Origin of the sequence: Flavobacterium araucananum (assembly GCF_002222055.1) — a bacterium.
Taxonomy (GTDB): Bacteria; Bacteroidota; Bacteroidia; order Flavobacteriales; family Flavobacteriaceae; genus Flavobacterium; species Flavobacterium araucananum.
Map to the genome: position 1 here is coordinate 1 of NZ_MUGS01000029.1, position 25,205 is coordinate 25,205.

At 33.9% G+C, this 25,205-nt stretch carries 21 protein-coding genes; 9 read left to right on the plus strand and 12 right to left on the minus strand.

The window, feature by feature from the left end; genetic code table 11:
- Positions 1 to 152: 152 nt before the first annotated feature.
- The 6 genes from bshA to B0A64_RS14280 form a co-directional block, all read right to left on the minus strand.
- Positions 153 to 1,289, minus strand: coding sequence for an N-acetyl-alpha-D-glucosaminyl L-malate synthase BshA (bshA, locus tag B0A64_RS14255; RefSeq protein ID WP_089480192.1), 1,137 nt, complete (start codon positions 1,287 to 1,289; stop codon positions 153 to 155).
- Positions 1,290 to 1,551: 262 nt separating this feature from the next.
- Positions 1,552 to 2,034 (minus strand): ABC transporter ATPase, encoded by a 483-nt coding sequence (locus tag B0A64_RS14260; RefSeq protein WP_089480193.1) that lies wholly within the window; start codon positions 2,032 to 2,034, stop codon positions 1,552 to 1,554.
- A gap of 137 nt (positions 2,035 to 2,171) precedes the next feature.
- Positions 2,172 to 2,963 carry a (Fe-S)-binding protein gene (locus B0A64_RS14265; RefSeq protein WP_089480194.1) on the minus strand — a complete coding sequence of 264 codons (792 nt, stop codon included), beginning with the start codon at positions 2,961 to 2,963 and terminating at the stop codon, positions 2,172 to 2,174.
- Between the two features lie 139 nt (positions 2,964 to 3,102).
- Positions 3,103 to 4,440 (minus strand): (Fe-S)-binding protein, encoded by a 1,338-nt coding sequence (locus B0A64_RS14270; protein ID WP_089480195.1) that lies wholly within the window; start codon positions 4,438 to 4,440, stop codon positions 3,103 to 3,105.
- Positions 4,441 to 4,445: 5 nt separating this feature from the next.
- On the minus strand, positions 4,446 to 5,411 hold the full coding sequence (locus B0A64_RS14275) for an MlaD family protein (RefSeq protein WP_089480196.1): 966 nt from the start codon (positions 5,409 to 5,411) through the stop codon (positions 4,446 to 4,448).
- Positions 5,412 to 5,461: 50 nt separating this feature from the next.
- A complete protein-coding gene (locus B0A64_RS14280; protein WP_089480267.1) occupies positions 5,462 to 6,589 on the minus strand; it encodes an N-acetylmuramoyl-L-alanine amidase family protein in 1,128 nt (375 codons plus the stop codon).
- 82 nt (positions 6,590 to 6,671) lie between these two features.
- Here B0A64_RS14280 and B0A64_RS14285 point away from each other — a divergent pair, with 82 nt between their 5' ends.
- Together B0A64_RS14285 and B0A64_RS14290 are read left to right on the plus strand one after the other, a co-directional pair.
- A complete protein-coding gene (locus B0A64_RS14285; protein WP_394338356.1) occupies positions 6,672 to 9,371 on the plus strand; it encodes a putative LPS assembly protein LptD in 2,700 nt (899 codons plus the stop codon).
- Positions 9,372 to 9,411: 40 nt separating this feature from the next.
- Positions 9,412 to 9,792 (plus strand): RidA family protein, encoded by a 381-nt coding sequence (locus tag B0A64_RS14290; protein ID WP_089480198.1) that lies wholly within the window; start codon positions 9,412 to 9,414, stop codon positions 9,790 to 9,792.
- Here the strand turns inward: B0A64_RS14290 and B0A64_RS14295 are convergent.
- The 6 genes from B0A64_RS14295 to B0A64_RS14320 all read right to left on the minus strand — a co-directional run bounded on the left by B0A64_RS14295 (position 9,773) and on the right by B0A64_RS14320 (position 18,598).
- Positions 9,773 to 10,159: a methylglyoxal synthase gene (locus B0A64_RS14295; RefSeq protein WP_089480199.1), complete on the minus strand. Its 387-nt coding sequence runs from the start codon at positions 10,157 to 10,159 to the stop codon at positions 9,773 to 9,775. The genes B0A64_RS14290 and B0A64_RS14295 overlap by 20 nt on opposite strands.
- A gap of 192 nt (positions 10,160 to 10,351) precedes the next feature.
- Positions 10,352 to 10,726 (minus strand): methylglyoxal synthase, encoded by a 375-nt coding sequence (locus B0A64_RS14300; protein WP_089480200.1) that lies wholly within the window; start codon positions 10,724 to 10,726, stop codon positions 10,352 to 10,354.
- Between the two features lie 12 nt (positions 10,727 to 10,738).
- Positions 10,739 to 11,590 (minus strand): N-acetylglucosamine kinase, encoded by an 852-nt coding sequence (locus B0A64_RS14305; RefSeq protein ID WP_089480201.1) that lies wholly within the window; start codon positions 11,588 to 11,590, stop codon positions 10,739 to 10,741.
- Positions 11,591 to 11,721: 131 nt separating this feature from the next.
- The gene (gene gap / locus B0A64_RS14310; protein WP_089480202.1) at positions 11,722 to 12,726 is read right to left on the minus strand and encodes a type I glyceraldehyde-3-phosphate dehydrogenase; all 1,005 of its coding nucleotides are present in this window, start codon (positions 12,724 to 12,726) and stop codon (positions 11,722 to 11,724) included.
- An 88-nt stretch (positions 12,727 to 12,814) separates the two neighbouring features.
- Positions 12,815 to 13,801, minus strand: coding sequence for a 6-phosphofructokinase (gene pfkA / locus B0A64_RS14315; RefSeq protein WP_089480203.1), 987 nt, complete (start codon positions 13,799 to 13,801; stop codon positions 12,815 to 12,817).
- Between the two features lie 309 nt (positions 13,802 to 14,110).
- Entirely contained in the window at positions 14,111 to 18,598 is a 4,488-nt protein-coding gene (locus tag B0A64_RS14320; RefSeq protein ID WP_244285407.1) for a translocation/assembly module TamB domain-containing protein, read from the minus strand.
- 207 nt (positions 18,599 to 18,805) lie between these two features.
- Here B0A64_RS14320 and tsaD point away from each other — a divergent pair, with 207 nt between their 5' ends.
- The 7 genes from tsaD (at position 18,806) to B0A64_RS14355 (ending at position 25,203) form a co-directional block, all read left to right on the plus strand.
- Positions 18,806 to 19,828, plus strand: coding sequence for a tRNA (adenosine(37)-N6)-threonylcarbamoyltransferase complex transferase subunit TsaD (gene tsaD / locus B0A64_RS14325; protein ID WP_089480204.1), 1,023 nt, complete (start codon positions 18,806 to 18,808; stop codon positions 19,826 to 19,828).
- A 2-nt stretch (positions 19,829 to 19,830) separates the two neighbouring features.
- On the plus strand, positions 19,831 to 20,544 hold the full coding sequence (locus B0A64_RS14330) for a 16S rRNA (uracil(1498)-N(3))-methyltransferase (protein ID WP_089480205.1): 714 nt from the start codon (positions 19,831 to 19,833) through the stop codon (positions 20,542 to 20,544).
- Between the two features lie 17 nt (positions 20,545 to 20,561).
- Positions 20,562 to 21,200 carry a DUF4159 domain-containing protein gene (locus B0A64_RS14335; RefSeq protein WP_089480206.1) on the plus strand — a complete coding sequence of 213 codons (639 nt, stop codon included), beginning with the start codon at positions 20,562 to 20,564 and terminating at the stop codon, positions 21,198 to 21,200.
- A gap of 10 nt (positions 21,201 to 21,210) precedes the next feature.
- The gene (locus tag B0A64_RS14340; protein ID WP_089480207.1) at positions 21,211 to 21,705 is read left to right on the plus strand and encodes a TrmH family RNA methyltransferase; all 495 of its coding nucleotides are present in this window, start codon (positions 21,211 to 21,213) and stop codon (positions 21,703 to 21,705) included.
- Between the two features lie 159 nt (positions 21,706 to 21,864).
- On the plus strand, positions 21,865 to 22,815 hold the full coding sequence (locus tag B0A64_RS14345) for a zinc metalloprotease (protein WP_089480208.1): 951 nt from the start codon (positions 21,865 to 21,867) through the stop codon (positions 22,813 to 22,815).
- 112 nt (positions 22,816 to 22,927) lie between these two features.
- A complete protein-coding gene (locus tag B0A64_RS14350; protein ID WP_089480209.1) occupies positions 22,928 to 24,019 on the plus strand; it encodes an AI-2E family transporter in 1,092 nt (363 codons plus the stop codon).
- Positions 24,020 to 24,021: 2 nt separating this feature from the next.
- Entirely contained in the window at positions 24,022 to 25,203 is a 1,182-nt protein-coding gene (locus B0A64_RS14355) for a THUMP-like domain-containing protein (protein WP_089480210.1), read from the plus strand.
- Positions 25,204 to 25,205: the final 2 nt, after the last annotated feature.

Genomic DNA, 25,205 nt, shown 5'->3' on the forward strand with positions numbered 1-25,205 from the left:
AACATAGAATTTTTTAGTTAAAAAGAATGCAAACAAGAAATACATTTCTTTTACATAGTAAGCTATGCGCATTTTAAATAAGTGAAACGCCTTTTTTTAAAGGTCTAAATCTATGTTTCTATATGTTAAAACAATTAACCCACGGTTATATTTTATTCTTTATAATCGTCTATTGCTTTTTGATACAAAGCCTCGTATTTAGGAAGAATGTTTTTGATGTCAAATTTTTTCGCCACTTCTAAAGCATTTGCTTTAAACTCGTTCAGCGTTTTATCATCCTTAAGAATCCTGATTGCATTTGCAGCCATTTCTTCTACATTTCCTACATTGCTTAAATATCCTGAAATACCATCAAAATTAACCTCTGGTAAACCTCCTGAATTACTCGAAATTACCGGAACACCGCAAGCCATTGCTTCGAGAGCTGCAAGACCAAAACTCTCTGTTTCTGACGGAAGTAAAAACAAATCGGTAAGACATAAAATCTTGTCAATTTCATTACTGTTTCCAAAGAAAATTACCTTGTCATAAATTCCTAATTCCATACACAAAGCTTCCGCTTTTTCTTTTTCAGGACCATCACCCACCATCATCAATTTTGCCGGCATTTCTTTCTGGATATTATAGAAAATCTTAATAATATCCGGAATACGTTTTACTTTTCTAAAGTTACTGATGTGGGTTATGATGCGTTCATTTTCCTTTGCCATCACATAACGGTGACAAGGCTGTTGCGGATCTTTTCTCATTTTATCCAACTCAATAAAATTAGGGATTACCTTTATTTTATTCTTGATTTTAAACAATTTCAAGGTATCGTCTTTCAAACTCTGAGAAACCGAAGTTACATAATCTGATTTATTGATGCTAAAAGTCACCGCAGGCTTATAAAACGGGTGATTTCCTACCAATGTAATATCTGTTCCGTGAAGTGTTGTAATCATCGGAAGATTAATTCCTTCGTTTTTGAGCATTTGCTTTGCCATATATCCCGCATAAGCGTGTGGAATTGCATAATGCACGTGCAAAACTTCGATCTTGTATAACTTTACCATATCGACCAATTTGCTTGACAAAGCCAATTCGTAAGGCTGATAATGAAAAAGAGGATATTCAGGAACGTTTACTTCGTGATAGTGAACATTAGGATTTAAAAGTGCCAACCTAACGGGCTGGCTATAAGTAATAAAATGGATTTCGTGTCCGCGTCTGGCTAATTCAAGGCCTAATTCTGTAGCAACTACACCACTACCACCAAATGTTGGATAACAAACTATAGCTATTTTCATGTATTAAATTTAAAAGTACGAAAGTACTCAAAATTCACGTTTATTCGAGTATACCTAATGTTAGATTTTCATAAAATTAGTCTAAATTTTATCAACTTCATCCTTTACTATTGCGAAGCTTTGCGGGAGGCTTTTATTTTTACAAGAACTTTCTCTTAAACCTATCAGGTTTTAAAAACTTGTGAGGTATCGTTACGATCAAAACAAAAAAAAGCACAAAATCTAAATTTTGTGCCTTTGATTATTATAGTATAAACTACTCTTAGAAAAATCTGCTGTGCCAGCTGTCAATAGCAGGAACTTCCCAGGATTCGTTATATTCTTCGATATTATTAACCAGGTTATTAAAAACAATTGTGTTCTCTGACACTGATTTGTCTTTGACCATTTTCTTGAAATCAATCAATGGTTTGTGTGCGATATGTTCGCCTAGTTTAAAAGTAACGTTCATTTTGTCTAACAAATCAACGTTGTATTTTTTCTCTAAGCTCTGAATAAATTCAACCGAACTATCGATAGAACAACCCGTCGCAGCTTGCACGTCCTGATTTACAGCCAAAATAAGGAATCGGTTGTATTTTAGTTGGTACGAAGCTTCTAAACTTGTTCCATGTGCTGCCCAACCTTCAACAAAAGCTTTCAGGTCAGTTTCTATTTCAGAAAATTCTTCCTCAGAAAATTTTCTGTTCGATTGGTAAATCCAAATTCTGGACTCACCAGGTAAATCTTCAAAAGGTATATACATTTTTAATTTTAGATTTAAGATTATTTGGATTTTAGATTTAAGAAAGTTACAAGTTTTCTTTGCCTGTTCCCTTTTCAGTCTCGAGTCAGATTAAAACCTTTGTCCCACTGAACATTTGCAACTTTATACCTTAAAAACTAAAGATCCTGCGCATTAGCAATCAACTCTGCAATGTCCATTACTTTTACCTGCCCTTCTTTTTCCTGATGTTTGATACCATCTGTTAACATGGTATTACAAAACGGACAACCGGCTGCAATAATATCAGGCTGCACTTCAAGAGCATCTTCTGTACGCAATACGTTTACTTCTTTGTTTCCTGGCTCAGCATCTTTAAACATCTGCGCTCCACCCGCTCCACAACATAATCCGTTGGCTTTTGAGCGTTTCATTTCGACCAATTCAACGTCTAATTTCTCAATTAAATCTCTTGGTGCCTCATAAACTTTATTCGCTCTTCCCAGATAACAAGGATCGTGAAAAGTTATTTTTTTACCTTTAAATTGTCCTCCTTCAACCGCTAGTCTTCCATCGTCCATTAACGACTTTAGAAACTCTGTATGATGAATTACATCATATTGACCTCCTAATTCAGGATATTCATTTTTTAATGTATTAAAACAATGCGGACAAGCTGTTACGATTTTTTTTGCTTCATAAGCATTCAGAACCTCGATATTCATCATGGCTTGCATTTGAAACAAAAATTCATTTCCGGCACGTTTTGCAGGATCTCCGGTACAGCTCTCTTCGGTACCAAGAACTGCAAAAGAAACATTGGTACGATTTAAAATTCGTACAAACGCTTTTGTTATTTTTTTTGCTCTATCATCAAAACTTCCTGCGCAACCTACCCAAAACAAAACTTCTGGTTGTTTTCCTTCGGCCAGCATTTCTGCCATTGTTGGTACTACTAAACTTTCTGACATCTTCTTTTGTTGTTTAATCGGTTAATTGTTAAGTTGATTAATCGTTATAAAACAGATTTATCTCCAAACTTCAATAAAACCGAAAAATTATTCTATTCTAATCAATTAAACGAATTAACGATTAACCAATTAAACCTTTTTAATTTTCATTTTTCCAATTCAACCTGTCTTGCTGACTGTATTGCCAAGGCGCTCCATTGTTTTCGATATTGGTCATCATGGCGTTTAATGACATTGGAGCAGCACTTTGTTCCATTACTAAATAACGGCGCATGTCCATAATAATAGACAACGGACTAATATTTACAGGGCATTCTTCTACACAGGCATTACAAGATGTACAAGCCCACAATTCTTCAGGAGTAATATAATCGTTTAATAAAGTCTTATTATCCGGAACAAAAACACCTTTGTTGGCATCAATATTTTTTCCTACTTCCTGCAAACGATCTCTTGTATCCATCATAATTTTACGAGGAGACAATTTTTTACCGGTTTGATTTGCCGGACATGATGATGTACAACGACCACATTCTGTACACGTATAAGCGTTTAACAACTGAACCCAGTTTAGATCCTGAACATCACTGGCGCCAAATTTTGCAGGAGCAGCATTTTCATCAACAGGAGCAGCAGCAAATGGATCTGCGTTTGGATCCATCATTAACTTTACCTCTTTTGTAACAGAGGCCAAATTGTCAAACTGCCCTTCCGGGTTTAAGTTTGCAAAATAGGTATTTGGAAAAGCCAAAAGAATGTGCAGGTGTTTTGAAAAGTATAGATAGTTCATAAAAACTAAAATACCGGCAATGTGCAGCCACCAAAACACTTCAAACAACAACATTACGACTTCGTTGGAAACTCCGTTAAAGATTGGCGCAATAAACTGACTTACAGGAAAACTTCCTGCTTTATAAAAATGAGAAAATCCACCCGGAACATTTTGCAAATGCAAATCAGCTGCATTCATCAATAAAAACAATGTCATTAAAACCATCTCAAAATACAAGATGTAGTTGGCATCACTTTTAGGGAATCCGTTTAGGTCAGGATTTATAAAACGTTTTAATCGTATTACATTTCTTCGAATCCAGAAAGTAACAACTGCAATAAGCACCAAAAGTGCCAATATCTCAAATGAAGCAATCAAAACATCATAAACTACGCCTAAATAGGGCGCAAAAATTCTATGGGTTCCAAATAATCCATCTATAATAATTTCGAGTAACTCGATATTAATAATAATAAAACCTACGTATACAAAAATATGAAGTATGCCGGCAACAGGGCGTCTCACCATTTTTGATTGCCCCAGAGCAATCAAAGCCATGTTTTTCCAACGTGCTTTAGAATTATCTTTTCGGTTTACATCTACTCCTAAGTTTACATTTCGGATGATTTTTTTTACGCTCAATGTAAAAAAACCGAAACCAACTATAAGAAGTACAGCGAATAAAATATTATCTAAATAACTCATTCTAATTAATTTTTAGTAGTTGAATTTGCATCTTCTGTTGGTGCCACGTATGGTTTGTTTTTCTTTCCAAAAAGAGAAACATTGACATAACGTGTCGGGTACAAACGAACATCCTGCAATAACAGCTCTAACTCTTTTGATGTTTTAGCCAAATTGTTATACAAAGCATCGTCGTTTAATAATTTACCCGCAGTACCTTTTCCTGAGTTTAAGTTACTCATAATACCATCAACTTTAGCCAAAGTTTTATTTAGATTTCTAACGGTCTTACCTAAATCAGCTTTGTTTAAAGAATCAGATATTTTATTGAAGTTACTTGACATTTTATTAAAATTTGTCACAACTCCGTTAATCTGACCTTTATTGGTATCCAAAATAGTATTAAGACTTCCTGAAGCTCTGTGAAACTGCTCCATTGTCTGGCTTAATTCTGCTAAAGATTTTTTTAGATTTTCCTGACCTTGTTTGTCCAAAACATTATTTAACCCGGAAACCAGGGTATTAATATTAAGAAGCATAAGGTCTAATTTTTGCTGAATAGGTTCAAATTTACCTCCCAAAGATTCGGTTAGTCCTAATTCTACAACAGATTCTAATGTTTGTCCGTCCTCAGCCGGATCTTTATCTGCCAGATTAGGTAAGATCTTAATTTGTTTTCCACCAATTAAACTTGGGGAATACAAAGATGCCTTACTTGTTTTTGAAATTGGGAAATCTGTTTTTAACTGAAGTTCAACTAATAATTTACCAGTTACTTCATTAATTGTGATTTTACTTACTTTACCTATTGTAAGACCATTTATCGTAACGGGTGCTGAAGCTGACAAATCCTCAACATTATTATATTCTGCATATAATGTTTTGTAATTTGCAAAAAGGTCTTTGCCTTTTAAAAAACTGTAGCCCCAAATAAATAATAAAATTGACGCGATGACTAAAATAGCCGTTTTAATTTCTCTTGTTAGTTTCAAAATTCTTAGTGTTTGTACAAAATTAATATAAATATTCGAACAAAAGGCTATTATTTGATTGCCTCTTGAATACTGATTTTTTCTCCGTCTTTATTTGCGATCAAAAAAGCAGCTCCATATCCTTTATCTTTAGCTTCTTCCAAATATTTCTTAGCAGCTCCATAGTCTGAAGTTTCCTGATAGAAATACTTATAAATATTATTTTCGTATAACATCGTTACATTTTTTAGTCCTTTAAAGTTTTTAGGCTCTAATGTTGTTTTTTTGATACTTGCTATAAGTTGTACTTTAAAGAAAATTCCTTTTGGAGCATTTTTTGTTGCAGCAGCAGTTTCTACAACTTTAGTTTTTGTTGGTGTAGAAGTATCTCTCGCTGGTCGCGCATCTATTAACTCTGCACTTCCTGAACCAAAATATTCTCGCTTATAACTTAAAATTGCTTCGGCAATGGCTTTAGCTATTTCATCCTGTCCTTCTTCTGAGTTTAAAACATTTCCCTCGGTAGGATTAGAAACAAACCCGGTTTCTACTAAAACTCTTGGCATATATGCTTTATGTAATACCATAAATGGCGCTTGTTTTACACCGCCTTGTCTGATCTTCTTGCCTAACTTTTCAAAATTATCCTCGATTTTACTTGCTAATGAAATACTATTGTCTAAATATTCTTCCTGCATTAAAGTCATTCCAATCATCGATTCCGGCGAATTAGGATCGTAACCTTCGTATTTACGTTTATAATCTTTCTCTAACGTAATTACGGAGTTCTCTTTTTTGGCAGCCTCAAGATTCGATGCCACTTTACTTAAACCCATTACATAAGTCTCCGTTCCGTCTGCAGCCGTATTTTTGTTGGCATTACAGTGTATCGAAACAAAAATATTGGAGTTTGCTCTGTTGGCAATATTGGCTCTTTCGACTAAATCAATAAAAACATCTGTTTTACGGGTATAAATAACATTTACGTTTGGACTTCCTTCTAAAATTTTTCCAACTTTCAGAACAATAGCCAAAGCAATATTTTTTTCTATTCGTCCGCTATAAACGGCGCCAAAGTCATGATCACCATGCCCGGCATCAAGTGTTACCTTAAAAACATTTGACTGACTATAGGCACAAAAAGACAATATCGTTAGAAAAAAAGTAACTATTACTTTAATTTTGTTAAATATGTTCATAAATTTAAAAGTTAATTTTAATAAAACGTAACAGCTATAATTTTTACAATTGATTATTTTTGACAAAAAATTATATGTAAGTTTGACATGTCAAAAAACAAGCCATAATTTTACAAAAATAGCATTTAAACCTTTGCATACAAACTTATTTAATATCGTTTTATTATCATTTTTCCTCACCTTAGGATGTGGTAATTTATATTCGCAAGAGATAAAAAACAAAAAAAAGCCTTTACCAGCTGGAAAACAAACAGATAAACCCCAAATTGTTGTAGGTGACACTATAAAATTGGATACTGTTCGAGCTAAAAAGACTTTTTTGGACGCGCCTACAAAATACAAAGCCAAAGATTACGCAAAGTTCGACAAGAAGACAAATACGCTTACTTTATATAATGAAGCGGAATTATATTATAAAGATGTTGAGCTAAAATCAGGGATTATTGTACTTAATACGGATAAAGATGAAGTTTATGCAGGTCGAATTAGAGATTCTGCCGGCGTTTTAATACAATATCCAAACTTTAAACAAGGCGCAAGCGAGGTTCAGCCGGACTCGATCCGATTTAATTTTAAAACAAAAAAAGCTTTAATCTATAATTCAAGAACAGAACAAGGCGAGTTTAAAATTAAAGCGGCAGTCACCAAAAAAGAAAACGATTCTGTTTACTTTTTAAGAGGTGCGCGTTTTACAACTGCAAAAGACATTGACAATCCTGAATATTATTTTAGAACGAACAAGGTAAAATTTGTTCCAAACAAAAAGGTTGTTGTGGGTACAACACAAATGGTAATTGCAGATGTACCTACTCCGCTGGTATTGCCTTTTGCCTTTTTCCCGATGAGTCAGGAAAAAAGTATTTCCGGAATTATTATTCCAAGTTACAATGATTCGAATACAAGAGGTTTCTCGTTGCAAAACATGGGATATTATTTTGCTCTAAGCGAAAATTACGATCTTACCGTCCTCGGGGATTATTATACCAATGGTAGTTATGCCATGCGTTTTGAATCTGCTTATGCCGAAAGATATAAGTATAGAGGAAACGTCAATATTCGTTTTGAGAATTTGATCAACAGTGAGCGTGGTTATCCGGATTACAGTAAAGAAAACATTTACAACATTCAGTGGTCGCACGCAAGAGATACAAAATCGAATCCTAATTCCAGTTTTTCTGCTTCTGTAAATATGGGTAGTAGTAAATACTTTAAGCGCTCGATTAACCAGGCAAACGTAGGATCGAATTTAAATAACACCTTAAATTCATCGATCTCTTACAACAGAACTTTCAATACGATCCCTCAGGCGCGTATTTCGTTAACCGCTACACATTCGCAAAATACGCAAACGGAAGAAATTCAGATGACTTTACCGGCTTTACAGGCAAGTGTCGATCGTGTGTATCCATTTGTTGGAAAAGATGGCGTAAAAAAGGGTTTTATAAAAAACATCAACTTACAATATAACTTAAGTGGTAAAAATAATTTTAAAACAACGGATTCTTTGTTTTTCAAACCACAAATGTTCAAAGATGCACAAATAGGAATGCAACACAGTATTCCGATTAGTACGAATTTTAAAATATTTAAATATTTTAGTGCCGGAGCTTCTACCAATTATCAGGAAACCTGGGTAACTAAAACTATTGATAAAAATTACGATGTAGATCAAAGTAAGGTTATCGACAAAACGGTAAACGGATTTGACGCTTACAGAACATATAATTTCAGCACCAATCTGGGAACTACAATTTACGGTACATTTAATTTTGGCAGTGACAAAAGAATTCAATCGATTCGTCACGTCATGAGACCAACTGTTACTTATTCGTATACCCCAAGTTTTGACCAGTATTACAACAATTATACGGTTGATGCTTCAGGAAGAATCTCTACTTACTCCCGCTTTGACGGTGGTATTTTTGGAGCTCCCGGAAAAAGTAATTCCAACATTGTATCCTTTGCTTTAAGCAACACGTTTGAGGCTAAAGTAAGAGACAGGGACAGCACAAAAACAGAACCTAAAAAGATCATGCTGCTAAACAATTTAAACTTTAGCACGAGTTATAATTTTAATGCAGACGGAGTAGAAACTTTAGCCTGGCAACCTGTATTGGTTAGTGGCGGAACACAACTTTTTGACAACAAAATGAATGTCAATTTTGGTGCTACACTAGACCCGTATGCAATTGACAATGGCGGAAAAAGAATCGATGTATACAATATCGATAATGGCGGAAGTTTGTTTAGAATGACAAGTGCCAACGTAACTTTAAACTATTCGTTTTCGAATAAGGGAACCGGAAAAGATCAGGAAAACAAGCAGAGTGAGCGGAATGGTGGTCGAAAAGATGATTTATTTGGTACCAATACAGACTTAAATGACAGTCGAAACAGCCAGTTTGCAAACGAAAAAGATGATGATAAAGATGTTATAACGGAGTTTTTTAATTCTAAAATTCCGTGGGATATGACAATGGCTTATTCCCTGACCTATTCGAATGTAAACCGTGAGAATAAAATAACCGGAAACTCTATTATGATATCTGCCAATATGGATATTACTCCTAAATGGAAAGGCGGAATCTCGACGGGTTACGATTTAGTACAAAAAGGGGTTACTTTTACGCAATTCCGTTTTGAAAGAGATCTATTAAGCTGGAGAATGGCTTTTAACTGGAGTCCTCTTGGAGTAAATTCAAACTGGAATTTCTTTATCGGAATCAAATCAGGAATGCTTAGTGACATCAAATGGAACAAGCGCAGTACTTCGAACAGATAATATTACACTTCTTCAATTTAGTATTTTAAAAACTATTACCATGAAAAAAATCATCTTTACAGACAAAGCACCAGCACCAATTGGCCCTTATAATCAAGCTGTATTATCAGGAAATACGCTATATGCTTCTGGTCAAATTGCAATAAATCCGGCTACAGGAGAAATTATTACAGATAACATCAACGATGAGACTACACAAGTCATGAAAAATATTGCTGCGATTCTAGAAGCTTCAAATATGACTTTTGACAACGTTGTTAAGGCTACAATTTTTATCATGGACATGAATAATTTTGCTGCAATAAATGCTGTTTACGGTGCTTATTTTGACGAAAAAACTGCTCCTGCCCGTGAAACTGTTCAGGTAGCCTGTTTACCCAAAAATGTAAATGTAGAAATTTCTATAATCGCTGTACAATAGCGTTCAAAAATAATTGTGCCGTTGCTTCATTTGTTGCCAGCGGCACATTATGAACATCACAAATCCTGACCAGCATCTTAATATCGACTTCGTGCGCGTTGGTTACCATAGGATCTGTAAAAAGAAAAACCACATTAATTTTACCTTCGGCTACTTTAGAAGCAATCTGAGCATCGCCACCCATCGAACATGGCAGCATCTTTTTTACTTTAAATCCAGATTTTTCGGCATTTCGCCCCAATATTCCTGTTGCAATAAGTTTTACTTTATCATGTTGCAGTGCAATTCCGTTTTTAATCAAAAACTGAATCATATCTGCCTTTTTATTGTCATGCGCTATAATTGCAATTAAAGTACGTTTTTTCATGATTCGACACTAAATATTGTAGCGAATTTACGCTAAAAAAACAAGCTATCTAATTATAAAGCTATGAATATCAAATATTTAGAGATAAATCAGTAAAAAAGAGCAATTATAGACTTATAATGAATTTAACGGGTAATAAAAAACCGTTTCAGGAATGAAACGGTTTTTGAATAGTATGTATTTTATAAAAATCTATAATTGCAGTGCGATAGCATTAAGTAATAACTGAGCCGAAGCTTCGTTTGTTGCCAAGGGCACATTATGTACATCACAAACACGAATAAGCATATTAATATCGACTTCATGAGCGTGGCTTGCCAATGGATCTTTAAAAAAGAAAACCATATTAGTCTTGCCTTCGGCTACACGAGCAGCTATTTGCGCATCTCCGCCCATTGGTCCGGAAAGCATTCTTTTTACCTTAAAACCAGCATTTACAGCTTTGCTTCCGGTAGTTCCTGTCGCGATTAGTTTAATGTTTTCCTGAAGCAGAAGTGTTTTGTTTTTGTTTAAAAACTGAACCATATCTGCCTTCTTTCCATCGTGAGCAATAATAGCAATTTCCATATTTTACTTTATTTATTGATTCGCCACGTGATAAGCTATCAATCCGTCAATAGGTCGTCTTAAAACATTACCTAACTGAAGTTCGTATTTATCAAATGTTTCTTGTAATTCGTCTTTCAAATAGAAAGCAATTGAACCAACAAAATGCACTGGAACCTCTTTGCAATTATCATATTGTTTAATATAATTTTTTACGAAAGATTTCATCCCTTTAAAGATGATTTTTCTACAAAATTCAGTGTCTTTATGTTTGATCAAAAACTTTGCAAAAGTAGCTAAATAAGCATTGGGATTTGGCTCTTTGTATAATTTATTCTTGATAAAATCAGGATCTAAATCATATTCTTTTTCAAATTCAACTGCCAGTTCTTTAGGCATTTTATTGAAATAATATTTTCTGATTAATTCTTTTCCAAAAACATTTCCACTACAATCATCCATAGCAATATAACCTAATGATTGTACTTTTTGATGCAATTCTTTTCCATCAAAAAAGCTGCAATTAGAACCTGTTCCTAAAATACTAACAATTGCTGCTTCTCCTTTTGGAGTTGTTGCATAAACTGCTGCATAAGTATCTTCATGAACTTCGACAATAGCATTTATAAAATATTTCTGAAAAATTTGCGAAAGCTCCGTTTTCATTCTTTCTGTTCCACAACCTGCTCCGTAAAAGAACAAATGTGTTGCATTTTTTTTATTTTGCAGAATATCAAAACGATCATTTAGTCTTTCAATAATTTCAGGACCGTCAAGAATTTCAGGATTTAACCCTAAAGTTTGTGTGGTGAATAATACTTTTCCTTTATCATCAATTGCAATCCAATCGGCTTTAGTAGATCCACTATCAACTATTAATTTCATTTTATTTAGTTTTTGGATTAGTTTTTCTTTAGCTAAATAAAAAGTGTATTTTTTACATTAATTAAAGAAGTAACAAAATAAGAAAAATCCCGTTACTTTGAGATAACGGGATTTTACAAAAATATATAATATTATTTTAAACCTGCGATATGCACAGATAAATCAATTAATTTGCTTGAGTATCCATACTCATTATCGTACCAGGATACAAATTTGAAGAAAGTTGAATTTAAACCAATTCCTGCAGTTGCATCAACGATAGAAGTTCTTTTGTCAGAGATAAAATCCTGAGAAACAACAGCATCTTCAGTATATCCTAAGATCCCTTTTAAATCTGTTTCAGAAGCTTTCTTTAAAACAGCCAAGATTTCTTCGTAAGTAGTTTCTTTAGCTACTTTTACCGTTAAATCTACTACAGAAACGTCAGCAGTAGGAACACGGAAAGACATTCCTGTTAATTTTCCATTCAAAGAAGGGATTACTTTTCCAACTGCTTTTGCAGCACCTGTAGAAGAAGGAATGATGTTAATTGAAGCTGCACGTCCACCTCTCCAGTCTTTTCTTGAAGGTCCGTCAGCAGTCATTTGAGTTGAAGTTGTTGCGTGAACAGTTGTCATTAAAGCTTCAACAATTTCGAAATTATCGTGAATAACTTTCGCTAATGGAGCTAAACAGTTTGTAGTACAAGAAGCGTTAGAAACTACTAAATCAGTAGCTTTTGCAGTCTCGTGGTTTACTCCCATTACAAACATTGGAGCATCTGCAGACGGAGCTGAGATAATTACTTTTTTTGCACCACCTTTAATGTGCTCATTTGCAGTTTCGATAGTGGTAAAGATACCTGTACATTCTGCAACTACATCTACATCAACTTCGTTCCATTTTAAGTCAGCAGGATTTCTTTCTGCAGTGATACGGATATTTCTTCCGTTTACAAAAAGTTTTCCTTCTTTTACTTCTACAGTTCCGTTGAAACGACCGTGAACTGAATCATATTTTAATAAGTAAGCTAAGTGATCTACATCTAGTAAATCATTGATTGCTACTACTTCTACATTATCTCTATTGAAAGATTCTCTAAAAACGATTCTTCCGATACGTCCAAATCCGTTTATTCCTAATTTTACTTTTGACATTTTACTTAATTTTTGCTTTTGTTTTTATTACACTAATTTAAAGTCTAATTTCCTCACAATAAACTTCTTTCCTTTTTAAACTTTTATATTATGTTGACATGATATCAGACACTCTCAACAACTCTCTGTCAATTTCAGATTTCCCTTTAATTGCTTGTTCAAGAGGGGTCAGAGCTACTTTATCTGCCTGCAAACCAACCATATAATTTGATTTTCCTTCGATCAGAGATTCTACTGCTTTTACCCCTAAACGGCTTGCCAGAACGCGGTCAAAACAAGATGGTGAACCACCACGTTGCATGTGTCCCAGAACAGATACTCTCACATCATATTCCGGTAAATTAGCTTCTACGTAATCTTTTAATTCGAATACGTTTTTACCAATTTTATCCCCTTCGGCAATAACCACTATACTGGATGATTTTCCTGAAGCTTTACTTTTTTGAAGAGAGTCTAATAGTCTTTCCAGACCTAAATCTTCTTCAGGAATAAGAATTTCTTCGGCACCAGCTCCAATTCCGGCATTAAGAGCAATGTGTCCTGCATCTCTACCCATAACCTCTACAAAAAACAGACGATTGTGTGAACTTGCAGTATCTCTAATTTTATCAATACAATCTACCACAGTATTCAAAGCAGTATCATACCCTAAAGTATGGCTTGTACCAAAAATATCATTATCGATTGTACCGGGAATTCCCATTACAGGAAAATCATATTCTGAATTAAAAATCAATCCTCCGGTAAAACTTCCATCACCTCCTATTACAACCAAAGCATCAATCCCGGCTTTCAAGAGGTTATCGTGTGCTTTTTTTCTACCTTCCGGGGTTCTAAACTCAACTGAACGAGCCGATTTTAAGATCGTTCCACCTTTGTTTACAATATTATTTACGCTACGGGGTCCCATTTCTTTGAAGTCTCCTTCAATCATTCCCTGATACCCTCTATAAATTCCTATGCATTCTATATTATGATAAGCGCATGTTCGAACAACTGATCGTATTGCGGCATTCATTCCAGGTGAGTCTCCTCCCGATGTCAGAACACCAACTTTTTTTATTGTTTTTGGCATTATTTAAGTATTAAAGTGTAAAATTAGCAAACATTCACCACTTTACAGGTGATGTTTATCATAAATTAATAAAATCTGTTAAATTCAAACGTTTTCGTTAATAAGTTTTTCGATAGTAAAAAATTCATTTAAAATAATAAAAGCCCCTTATTTTAATTAAATCTTTAAAATTAACAATACATAAATGAAGTGTTATAAAATTTCAAAGTTTTCTAATTTTGTCAAAAAATAAATTAGCCTCTAAATTTAGCACAAAAAAAACCATCAGCCGCAGCTAATGGTTTTTTTTATATGTATTTAACAAATGGATTAAAAATCATTGTCAGGAATCAGACCTTCGTTATTATTTTGAGGTGGCGGCTTTTTCTCTTCCGGTTTTTTCTCCTCTTTCTTTTTATTTTTCTCAGCATCTTTTTTGTTCGAGAATTTAACAAAATCAGGATTCAGAGAGGAGTCCTGCAAATCATCTGAAGAGCTTTTTATTGCTCTCTCTAGTTTATTATTTTTAAAAAACTTATTTACCAGTTCGCTAAAAGTATCAAAATCGACTTCGTAAGAGATACCAACTCCTTGTGTATACCCAATTCCTTGTCCTATATAATTGATATCATTTTCTTTATTGAATAAACGCAGGTTCATTGACCCATCCTGATTTACCCGGTACAATATCTCAATATCTCCAACAATAGCAGATTCATTTACACCTCCTACCGGAACTCCCAGTTTTCCGTTAATAGTAATTCTCTCGTTTACCTGCGAGGTTATATTGGCCACAAACTGACCATCTGCTTCCTGACCCAATCTTTTGTCTGCCGAAATATAATTTAAATCGATATTGACTTTATCATTATCAGATTTTATAATTCCGCCCAGTAAACTAGACGCCGTTTCTGTCAATGTTCCTGAAAGATCGCCCTGGCTAAATCCGTCTGTACTCATAAACGAACCTGTAGACAATAGATACAGCGCTTGTGTCTGACGAATGTCTTTGTCGTCTAACTTATATTGTATTTCTGATTTTAAAACATTACTTACAGATGGAAACTGAATATCAAAATTAGGTTCTGGACTTGTTAAATCTCCTCTTAAACCAATTACAACTTCTACAGGCACTTTTTTATTAAACGATGAACTGTTATCTAATAGTACCGCAGGATTTGCAGAGGTTTTATAAACGGCTTCCAGATTTAACTGCGCTTTCATAGGGTTTCCTTCCCAAATAATAGATCCTCCTTTTTTAACAGAGAATTTTTTATCGATTAATCCACCGTATTTAAAATTATAAGTTCCTTCGTATGCCTGGAAATCTCCCCACATATTAAACTTACCTAATGTATTGATCTTAAACAACAACGATCCGTAACCTTTTCCTTTCATACCATGTCCGGAATTTCGGTCTAAGATTACCTCTACCTCGGCATCCGGTGTAATATCAAAATCAAACTCTAATTCAAGACCATTGTAATTTCTCGTTTTTTCGACAATTCCATTCGCCAGATTGTACTTTTCTTTTGGCGTGACAAAATGTATCCAGCTACTTTCTCCAACACTTTGTGCATTATTAATTGGGATTTTAACTTCGGTTCCTTTCTCAGATTTGGCATCAACTTTTATAAACAAGCTTTGGGTAGGACCTTTTATACTGGCTGTACCATTGATAAATGCGGTACCAAAATATGCCGCATCTTCGCTGTCTTTTGTATCAAGTGCCAGCAATCGTTTGGAGGTAATGGTTAAATCCAGTTTCCAGTTTCCAAAATTATGATGTTCGATACTTCCGTTCAGCAATCCTTTTGTTCCATACTTGGTATCGGTTAACTGGTTGTTTCTAAACAAAAACTTCTCATCTGTTAAGTCAATAACCGTTCGATCACTCAATTCATAATCTGTATTAAGGTACGGAATGGTCATTCCGGCTTTTTCTACATACAATCGTCCGTTTATTTCCGGTTTTTTGAGATTACCAATAACAGCAGCATTTCCGGAAACAGATCCTCGCACGTTTGATAAAACATCGCCTCCAACGGTACCTAATGTCGCCAGATTAAATCCTTCGAGTTTTAGATTTAAATCTAAGAAAGTCTCTTTGTTTTCGATGGCAAAAGTTCCGTTCGCCCTAAACGATTCTGTAAAACCATTTTGTATAGACGAATTTATTGTAAACTTTTTAAAACTTTCATCGCCCGAAATATCAAATTTCAGGGTTCCCAGATCTATTTTATTCAGGTTAAGATGATCTATCGAAATGGCCGCCGTGGGCTGATAAATATTCTTGTTTTGCTTATAATTTATATTCCCGTTCAGATTACCATTAAATACAAATTTAGAATTCAATGGAGTAATCTTATTAATATCAACATCTTCAAAATTCAGTACAATATCTTTATAGTCACTTCCTTTTATGACACCGTTTAAATCAATTTTCTGATTTTCGTGTGACAAAATAATGTTATCTATCGAAAAGTTTTTAAAGTACTGATCAAAAACAATCTGATTGTCTTTTTCTGAATTTTCATTTAAATACCACAAATAGTCTTTAAACTTCATTTCAGATTTTTTGATCCCAACAATATTATTCTTGTTTTTATCGATGGTATGATACAAATCGAGATTATAATAATCCTCTCCTTTTTCGCCTCCTTTAAACTCAGACCTTACAAACAAAGTATCTTTTGAGGTCACGTTGATTAAATTAAAATCGCGTATTTTATAATAGGGTGTTTTTATACTATCCAACTCTACATAAGCATTGTAAAGAGGATTTTTATTATCAATATTAATTCGGATATTATCGAAAGTATTTTTTGCAGCCGTAATTTTTTGAGATATAAACCTGAACTTAAATTCTTGCAGATCCGAATCTATTTTTCCCCGAACGACCGTAGTCGAATCGATATTAATTTCCGGATACAACATTTCGACAACTTTATCATAAACATGAAAATTGAACCGTAAAAACTGACCTTTATTAACTTTATAAGGTTTGTAATTGGTATAAAGACTCCCAACAGAATTCATAACGAGTTTCTCTAACTGGGCAAACTGAAACTTACCAACAATCTCACCATTAATAACATCTTTAGAATTTATGGTTATGGTACGTATTTTTTGGGCATCAAAATTAGAATTAACGATAATCTCATCAAAAGCATACGTTGCTTTAGGGTTTTGATATACGGCATCTTTTATAGAAACATTTCCCTGAAGGTTTTCTATCGAATTTCCGGTAAGCGCAACCACGGCATCTCCTTTGAAATGCGAAATTGAATCGTTGATAAACTTTAATTTTTGCAAATCGGCATTTTCTACATTAATATGAAAATCGTATTTGCTTTCGCGTTTGCTTAAATCAACCAAACCATCAAATGTCAAATTCAGGTTTGGATCGTTTATAGAAAGTTGTCCTTTATAATAAGGCAATTTAAAGTTTCCGTTTACAACGATATTATTATAGGTGTATTTATTATAATCTAATTTCGAAATATCTCCTTTTATAATCGTATTTAAATATTTCTCGGTAAAACCAACACCGTCAACATCCAAGTTTAAGGTTGTTTTGCCAATATCTTTTCGTTTTAATAAAGCACCAACATTAAAATTCTCCAATATTATATTTCCGGAATAAGATGCTTTATCAATAAAATCGATATTGTTCATGTGCAAATCTGCCTGACCATTACCCAAATCGGTAATCATTTTAAAATCTGCTTCTAAAGCTGTTGTCGAAACTTTTGCTTTTCCTACGATATTAAACTTACCAATTCGCTGCATTTCTTTAGGAAGTTTTTTACCTAAAATACCAGGCAATATGACCACCAGATTGTCATAACTCGAAATCAGTTTATCGAACTTACCATCCATGGCAAACTTCTGGGTTTTACTACCCAAAAGATTTTTAAAATTAATTGTTCCGTAAATCTTCGAACCATTCGTATCACTTAATCTAAGATGTCTTAAATTAAGATTATTTAATGTTCCGTTGATCTTGGTTTTAATTCTAAAATGTTGATTTTTGCCCAATCCGTCATAAAAAAAGCGAATATCATTTGAGGCAATAGAGGCCGAATCAAGTGCTACATTAAACTTTACTTTATCTGTAAAATGAAGAAAATCTTCGACTTTATAACTTAAAACAGCTTTACCGTAAATCCAGGATCTTTTGGTTTTTATAGCCAGATTCTCAACCTTAATTTGTTTTTTGGTATAACTAAATTTACCGGCAAAATTGGACACATACAAACCACGATGGTCCAGGAAAGAGAAACGATGAATAATGGTATTTACATCCGGACCATACAACTTAAAGTCGCTGATGTAAGCGTTTAGTTTTTTAAAATCGAGAAATAGTGGTGTCGTTTTATTTTCGTCAACCACAGAAAATGCACCCTGAGAGATATAAGCATTTTTGGCTGTTAGTAAAAAGTGTTTTTTCGAAGGCGTTTTTTTACCCGTTTCAAACAGTTTAATAAACTTATTGATATTATTTTCGTCTTCGTTTTTATACGTTTTCAGATTAAAAATCATTCCTGTTAAACGAAGATCTCCAAAAAGCAAATCACCATCTAATAACCTTTTGATGCTTAAAATATCAGTAGTAATAATATCCGAGTAGATTAAAGTTTTCTTATGATGGTCTAAAATCAGCACTTTTTTAAGTTTTACACCTCCAAAAATGTTTATAGCCACTTTGTCTACACTAATGTTTGTTTTAAAATCAGTGTTTAAAGATTCTGTAATATACTTTGCAATTTTTGTTTGAACGACAGGTAAAGCCAGTATGATAGCGAGTGCTAACAAAAGTAAAATTATCCCAATTAGGGTTCTGGATATTATTTTCTTTACTTTTTTGATAGCTGCTTTTATTTTTGTTTTCTTTTAAATTTATTTTGAACAGACAAAGAACGACTGTTTTTGATAAAAATTCTTTAATTTTGGCTTCTCCTTATAATAAAAGAAAATCAAATATTTGATTTGTCAAATATAATTCAAAATTCGTGCCTTTATATGCAAAATTCAGAGGTTTTTATTCTTGCCATCGAAAGTTCATGCGATGATACTGCCGCCGCGGTTTTACATAACGACAAAGTACTTTCAAATGTTGTGGCCAATCAGTTAATTCACACCCAATATGGTGGTGTAGTTCCGGAATTAGCTTCAAGAGCCCATCAACAAAATATTGTTCCGGTAATCGATGCCGCACTTCGAAAAGCAAATGTACAAAAAGATCAATTAACTGCCATTGCTTTTACACAAGGACCGGGTTTAATGGGTTCTTTGCTCGTAGGCAGTTCTTTTAGTAAATCATTATCACTTGCGCTAAAAATTCCGCTAATTGCGGTTAACCACATGCATGCCCATATTTTGGCTCATTTTATAGACGAAGAAGGCTATGACAAACCTGAATTTCCGTTTTTGGCATTAACCATAAGTGGCGGTCACACTCAGATTGTAAAAGTAAACGGCTTTTTTGATATGGAAATTATTGGCGAAACCACAGACGATGCCGTTGGAGAAGCCTTTGATAAAAGTGCCAAAATTCTGGGTCTTCCCTATCCCGGCGGACCTCTAATCGATAAATATGCGCAATTAGGAAATCCTAAGGCATTTGCTTTTACCAAACCCAAAGTTCCGGGATTAGATTTTAGTTTCTCCGGATTAAAAACGGCAATTTTATATTTTATCCAGAAGAAAAAACTTGAGAACCCTAATTTTATCGAAGAAAATCTAAACGATATTTGTGCTTCTATACAATATACGATTATCGAAATTTTGATGGATAAACTGAAATTAGCCGTAAAAGAAACCGGAATCAGGCAAATCGCTATTGGTGGCGGAGTTTCGGCAAATTCAGGCATTAGAACCCGATTAAAAGAAAGTGAAGGGAAATACGGTTGGAAAACTTTTATCCCAAAATTCGAATACACAACCGATAACGCTGCAATGATAGGAATTGTAGGATATCAAAAATATTTATCAAGTCGTTTCGAAACTTCAGCAGTAGTTTCGAAAGCGCGAATTCAATTTTAATTATGCAATTATTTTACAATCCGGATATTGATCAGTCAACAGAAAGTTTTTCTTTTGATAAAGAAGAAAGCCGACATATTATCAAGGTTTTACGCAAGAAAGATTCTGATATTTTACACGTTACAAACGGTTTAGGTTTATTATTTGAAACCGAAATTACCTTGGCATCAGACAATAAATGTATTGTTCAGGTACTTTCTATAACCAAAGCCGAAGAACCAAAATTTCGTTTGCATCTTGCCGTGGCGCCAACCAAAATGAACGACCGTTTTGAATGGTTTCTCGAAAAAGCAACCGAAATTGGAATTCAGGAAATTACACCTGTTATTTGTGATCGTTCTGAGCGAAAAGTAATTAATCTGGAGCGTTTTGAAAAGATTATTTTATCAGCAATGAAACAATCTAACGAAACTTTTTTGCCCAAATTAAACGAAGCAATTTCATTTAAGGAATTCATCAAACAAAAAAATGATGGTTTGCAATTGATAGCGCATTGCGAAGAAACGGATAAAAAATCATTGAAGGATATTCTAAAACCTAATGAAAGCGTTACGATGCTTATTGGTCCCGAAGGTGATTTTTCTGAAAAAGAAATTGCTTTGGCATTAGAAAATAATTATCAGCCTGTAACTTTAGGAAATACCCGTTTAAGAACAGAGACTGCTGCGATTGTAGCGTGTCATAGCGTTGTGTTTTTTAATGAAACTTCTAATTAACTGATGCTAAAATAGCTATGAAAAAAATATTTCTTTTGTTTTTATTTGCTTCTATTTCTTCCTTTTCGCAAGAAATCGCTTTGCTCAAATACAGCGGTGGTGGCGATTGGTATGCAAACCCTACCTCCTTGCCTAACTTAATCAAGTTTTGCAATGGTAACATCAATACGAGGATAAAAGCAAAACCTTCGACTGTTGAACCCAGCAATCCTGATTTGCTTTCGTACCCTTTTGTACACATGACGGGTCACGGAAATGTAGTTTTTAGCGATGCTGATGTAAGCAATCTTAGAAATTATCTAAACGGTGGTGGTTTTCTGCATATTGATGATAATTACGGAATGGATCAATACATTCGAAAAGAAATTAAAAAAATATTTCCAAACAATAACTTAGTCGAAATTCCGGCGAATCATCCTATATTTCAAAAACCATTTCCATTCCCAAACGGATTACCCAAAATCCATGAACATGATGGAACCCGCGCACAGGCTTTTGGCATTTTTGTAGAAAATAAACTGGTTTTATTGTATACCTACGAATGTGATCTGGGAGATGGCTGGGAAGATGCCGAAGTACATAATGATCCTCTTGCCGTAAGAGAAAAAGCCTTAAAAATGGGCGCTAATATTATCAATTATATTTTTACCAACTAAAAGCTACAACGTGCAACTTACTCACGAAGAAAATCAATTTGAGAGAAAAACATTTCCGATAACATTAGTTTGCGATCACATTTATTTTCAGCAAAATATAGGTTCTCTTTTTAGAATAAGTGAGGCTTTTGGCGTCGAAAATATTATTTTTTTAGGCAAAGATATCCCGCTGACACCCCGAAAAATCAACAAAACTTCCCGAAGCACTCATCTTCATGTGCCTCATACTATAATCGAAGAGACAAGCGATCTTGTTGACTACCTGATCGGGAATAAATTTGAAATTATTGCCTTAGAAATCGCAAGCAATAGTAAACCCCTAAGAGAAGTTGTAATTCCTGACAATCAAAAAATTGCACTTTTAATAGGAAGTGAAATCGATGGAATTTCAGATGAACTTTTAAAAATTTCGAACCAAATTGTGCACATAAATATGTTTGGAAAAAACTCCAGTATGAATGTCGTACAAGCTGCAAGTATCGCTTTGTACGAATTTACATCTTAATAATTTTTGTTAAATTTTTGTAAGAACTAGACTATATCAGGGTTTGTAAAATTCTGACAAATAAATTATTGTAAAAATTTTGTTACAATAATATTTTTGTTATAAAATTGCGGTATAAATAACCAAAATTAATTTTTTATAACAAAAACCCAAATTATTATGAAAAAAGTTCTTATTACCGCATTCACAGCGTTAGTGCTGTTTTCTTGTCAAAACGACCAAACAGAATCTGCGGATTCAAATGTGAGTGCAGTTGCCCGTCGCGGATGTGCAACCCAGGAAGTATTAGAAGCTCAATTGAAAGCTGATCCAACTCTGGCGATCAGAATGAATGAGATTGAAGCTTTTACAGACAAAGCTATGCTTACAGGTAAACTTGTAAATGGCAAAGTTCAAATTCCTGTTGTTGTAAATGTTTTATACAGAACCACTGCTGAAAACATTTCTGATGCGCAAATTCAAACCCAAATCGATGTTTTAAACAAAGATTTTAATGCATTAAATTCTGATTACAATAGTGTTCCTGCATTATTTGCTGGTGTAAAAGCAAATGTTGGAATTTCATTTGTTCTGGATCAGATTATTAGAAAATCTACTACCAAAACTTCATGGGGTACAAATGATGCTGTAAAAAAAGTGGCATCTGGTGGTTTAGCACCAACGTCTCCAACAACAAAACTAAACTTATGGGCCTGCACAATTGGTGGCGGAATCCTGGGTTATGCACAATTTCCTGGAGGAGCATCTGCTACTGACGGAGTTGTAATCGATGCTAAATATTTTGGTTTATCCGGCTCTGCAGCTGCTCCTTACAACTTAGGAAGAACAGCTACTCACGAAGTAGGTCACTGGATGAATTTACGTCATATCTGGGGAGATGCAACTTGTGGAAGCGATTTAGTATCTGATACTCCAACTCATAATACAGCAAATTATGGTGTACCGGCATATCCTCATTACAGCACTTGTTCAGGAACTCCTGTAGAAATGACTATGAACTACATGGATTATACTGATGATAATGCAATGTATATGTTCTCTAACGGACAAAAAAGCAGAATGGCTGCAATATTTGTTACAGGAGGAGCGAGAGCTGCTTTTGGAATCTAATAAAACAGTTCTGAATAATAAATTGAAAAGCGAGATGATATCATCTCGCTTTTTTTTGTTTAGCCCCATATTTCAAAAGCTTTTTCCTATATTTATGATCTAAAATCGAATCATGATAACATCAAAAATTATTTCTAACGGAATTTTAAGGGCTTTAACAACAATATTATTTGTAGGTATTGTATTATATTTTCTATACGAAATACAAACTGTAATTGTTTACTTATGCATCTCATTGTTGCTGTGCCTTATTGCAAACCCGTTGGTGCAGTTTTTAAAAAATAAATTAAAATTTAGCAACTCTCTGGCAGCTGCAACAACTCTTATTGTTTTTATACTGGCAATTGTTGGTTTTATATTATTATTTGTACCCTTGATTATTACACAAGCCAATAATCTTTCTTTATTGGATACTCATAATTTGCAACAGCAATTTCTAGAAACAGAGAAAAGTATCGAAACTTATTTTAACATCCCGCATTTTGATTTAAATAAAGTTCTAAAAGATTCTAAAGTAACATCGATTATAGATTTTAGTTATTTTACCGGTTTCTTAAATTCTATTTTGGGCTTTATGGCTGATATGGGTATGGGATTGGTCTCTGTATTTTTTATCACTTTTTTCTTTATCAAAGATCAGGCTGCTTTTAAGGTAAGTGCCAGAAAAATTCTACCGGACAAAAACGAGGATAAAATTTTGAACTCTATTACTAAAATCAATCACTTCCTGACCCGTTATTTTATTGGTTTATTGCTTCAACTTACGGTTGTATTTATTTTATACCTGGTTGTTTTAATGATTTTTGGAAATAAAAATGCTTTTGTAATTGCCTTTTTATGTGCCATCCTGAATATCATTCCTTATATAGGACCTATTATAGGGACTACTTTGGCTGGAATTTTAACCATGATTAGTATGATTGGCAGTGATTTTCAATCAGAAATATTACCAAAAACAATTTATGTAATTATAGGGTTTTTAGTGGTTCAGGCGATCGATAATAATATTAGTCAGCCCATAATTTCATCAAAAAGTGTAAATTCGCACCCGTTAGAAATATTCCTGGTTACTTTAATCAGCGGAATCACTTTTGGAATCGTAGGAATGATTATTGCTATTCCTGTTTTTACGATGATAAAAGTAATTTTGAAAGAATTTTTTCCTGACAACAAAATTGTCTCCGTATTAACCGAAAGAATTTAGCATTGAACACTTCTATTTTAAGCAAAAGCATTCAGGAATTTATAACTCAAAATAGTAGTGCCCCGATTGCGAAATTAGCACTTCAGAAAAATCCGTTTCCTGAAGTCGACTGGATTTTAATCTTAAATCAGATTGAAGCAAAAGGAAAAGCAAAGGACAAATTGCCTGCCTGGTTTATAACGAAAAATATTATTTACCCAAGCAAAATTTCGGTTGAGCAAACCTCATCCCAAAAAACAGCGCAGTATAAGGCTTCTTTAATTTCCGGTAAAACGCTAATTGATCTCACGGGAGGTTTTGGCGTAGACGATTATTACTTTGCCAAAAAATTCGATGCCATAGCACATTGCGAAATCAACGAAGATTTATCGGCAATTGTAAAACACAATTTTGAACAATTGCAGGTTAAAAATTGTACCTTTTATGCCAATGATTCTACCAATGTCTTAAACGAACTGGACCAAAAATGGGATTGGATTTATATTGATCCTTCACGCAGGAATGATGCAAAGGGCAAAGTTTTTATGCTTAAGGACTGTTTGCCTAATGTTCCGGAATCTTTGGATTTTTATTTTGAAAAAAGTGATTCTATTTTAATAAAAACAGCACCGCTATTAGACCTGTCCGCAGGTTTATCTGAATTAAAATACGTTAAAAATATTCATGTTATTGCACTCGAAAATGAAGTAAAAGAATTGCTTTTTGAAATTCATAGGCACTATTCAGGCGACATAACAATAAAGACGGCGAATATTTTGAAGGACAAAATAGAAACTTTCGAATTTATTTTAGGCAATAATACTGCTTTTGCATCGTATCATTTACCTCAAAAATACGTTTATGAGCCTAATTCGGCTATTATGAAATCGGGTGGTTTCGATGAAGTAAGTGCTGTTTTTGACCTCAACAAACTCCATAAACACTCGCATTTATACACTTCAGACCAGTTAATCGATTTTCCGGGAAGGGCTTTTCAAATAGAAAAAGTAATCCCGTACAGCAAAAACGAAATGAAAGCGGAACTTGCCAATCAGCAAGCCAATATCACGACGCGTAATTTTCCGGACACCGTAGAAAACATTCGCAAAAAATGGAAAATAAAAAATGGGGGAAATTTATACTGTTTTTTTACAACCGATAAAAATGATAGCAAAATAGTTTTAATTTGCACAAAAATTATTTAAAA